2 protein-coding genes are annotated in these 2,446 nt (G+C 51.1%); both read left to right on the top strand.

What is annotated here, in order from left to right:
* Positions 1–475: ROK family protein (locus M3200_RS04320; RefSeq protein WP_288178139.1), on the top strand; the 475-nt coding region annotated here is incomplete at its 5' end.
* Between the two features lie 483 nt (positions 476–958).
* On the top strand, positions 959–2,446 hold a 1,488-nt coding region (locus tag M3200_RS04315), incomplete at its 3' end, for an EAL domain-containing protein (protein ID WP_288178138.1).

The raw sequence follows: 2,446 nt of genomic DNA, 5'->3' as shown, positions 1-2,446 counted from the left end.
CGGCAAGCCTCTCCACGGCCTCGTCCATCCCGAAGGCGGCCACATGCCTGTCGTCCGCGCGCCTGGAGATACGTATGAAGGCTGCTGCACCTTCCACAGGGATTCCTTCCTGCCTGCCGGATGCCTCGAAGGGTATGCCGCAGGGCCTGCCATCGAAAAACGATGGGGCGAGAAGGGGGAAAACCTGGGAAGCCGCAGCGAAGTCTGGGAGATGGAAGCGTTCTATCTCTCGCAGGGCGTATCACAGATCGCGCTTCTCTGCTCGCCGGATATCATCATCCTGGGGGACGGCGTCATGCACCAGGAATCCCTCTTCCCGATGGTCAGGGAAAGGGTAAAGGACCAGATGCACGGCTACGTCCATGCACCGATCCTTGACGGAGACCTCTCGGACTACATCGTCCCGCCCGCTTTGGGAGACGATGCAGGACTTGCCGGTGCCTGCCGCATGGGCTATGATTGGCTGAAATCTTGAGGAATCGGAAATAAAAGGGAGGAAAGTTGAGCAAAATTCATTCTGCTGCGCTTTCCTCCTTTGCAATTTCCCTGAAAAACATATATACTATAGATAAATATAAATAATTCATAAAAATATTATTGCGAAACCATGCAAATAAATTCTATTTAGAGATATTTATTAATAGAGATGTTATAAATATTTAGTATATCTAATTCCTTAAATATTCTATAAGGAAGGGAACGGTACGTTTACCGGAAATGCGGAGGGGCTTTTTGTCCCGCTTTTTCCGCGTCTCCAAGGTTTTCTCGCGGATGGCGGATTCCCGCGGAAAGGGTATGCGAGGTGTATTGGCAGCGATAATAACCTATACAAGAACGATATAATTCGACATACTTATAAAGGCAAAAAGCTGTCATGGAACGGAAGAGTCCGGACATTATAAAGACGCGGCAAGGGAAGGCCGGCGTCAATTTCAGAAGAATAGGAAAGTGAAGAGCGATGGGAGAATTAACATATCCGGGCAACGGTATCCCGGATGCGTTCAGAAGTGTTCTGGACGAACTCCCGGGTGGTGTGCTTGTGTATCGGGGTACCCGGGAAAAGGAAATCCTTTATGCGAGCAAGGGCGTCATTCAGATGCTGGAGTGCAAAGATGCGCATGAATTTATCAATTACACTTTCGGCTCATTCCGTCATTTTGTGTATATCGATGATGTAGGCCGCGTGGAACGCGAGATCGACGAACAGATGCGTTCCAGCAAGGACCTCCATGATTACGTGAATTACAGAGTGAGAACCATCACGGGGAAAATTGTGTACGTGGAAAACTTCGGACGCAGGGTGAAACTGCCCGGCGAAGGAGATGTTTTCTGCGCCTTTGTCATGGACTCGCGTGTCAAGGATCTGACGAGGGACATTGATTCGCTGACGGGATTCCCCGGGCAGAAGCGATTCCTGGAACATGCGGGCAATGAACTCAAGCACCGCAGCTTCAATACAGAAGCGCCCGAGACGGCAATCCTCTATTTCAATATCAAGAATTTCAAAATGTTCAACGTGCAGTACGGCGGCAAGGAAGGCGACCAGCTGCTGCGTGATGTGGCGGATATACTGAAGGAAGTATTCCCGCATGATTACATCGCGCGTTTTGCTGACGACCATTTCGTCGTCCTGACCGATTATGTGGATCTGAAGCTGAGGGCCCGCGAGGTCTATCAGAAGCTTGTGAGCCTCAGAAGCGGCGTACGCCTCGATGCGAAATTCGGCGTGTACCATGTCACCGATTTCAATGTCAATCCGGAACTTGCCTGCGATCTGGCCAAGCTTGCCTGCGACAGCATCCGCGACCGCCTCGATGTCCATATCCTCGAATATACCGATGAAGTCTGGAACCTGTCCGAGCTCAGAAATTACGCTGTCTACCATATCGACGAAGCACTGAAGAACGGATATATCAAGGTCTACTACCAGCCTGTCATGCGTTCCCTTTCCGGCACGCTCTGCGGCCTGGAGGCACTGGCCCGCTGGGAAGATCCTGAGAAGGGCTTCATTTCGACCGGCATCTTCATCCCGGCTCTCGAAGACAGCCGTCAAATCAGCAAGCTCGATATGTACATGATCGAGCATGTCTGCCAGAACTACAGGGAACGCGTCAACCGCGGAGAACCGGTTGTGCCCGTTTCCTTCAACTTTTCCCGCATCGACTTCTTCACCTGCGAAGTGCTCGAGGAACTGAACCGCATCACCGACAAGTACTGCGTCCCGCACTACATGCTGAATGTGGAAATCACTGAAAGCGTCTTCGTCCATGACTTCCGCAAGATCAGCGAAGAAATCGACAATTTCCATAAAGCAGGCTTCCAGGTCTGGATGGACGACTTCGGCAGCGGCTATTCCTCGATGAATGTCCTCAAGGACTACAGCTTCGATGAACTGAAGATCGATATGGAATTCCTGGCGCACTTCACCGAAAAAGCGAAGAGCGTC

This window comes from Dialister sp. CAG:357, from assembly GCF_000435155.1.
Lineage (GTDB): Bacteria > Bacillota > Negativicutes > Veillonellales > Dialisteraceae > Dialister > Dialister hominis.
Note: the sequence above shows the minus strand (reverse complement) of the source record. Positions and strands in the feature narration are given on the sequence as shown.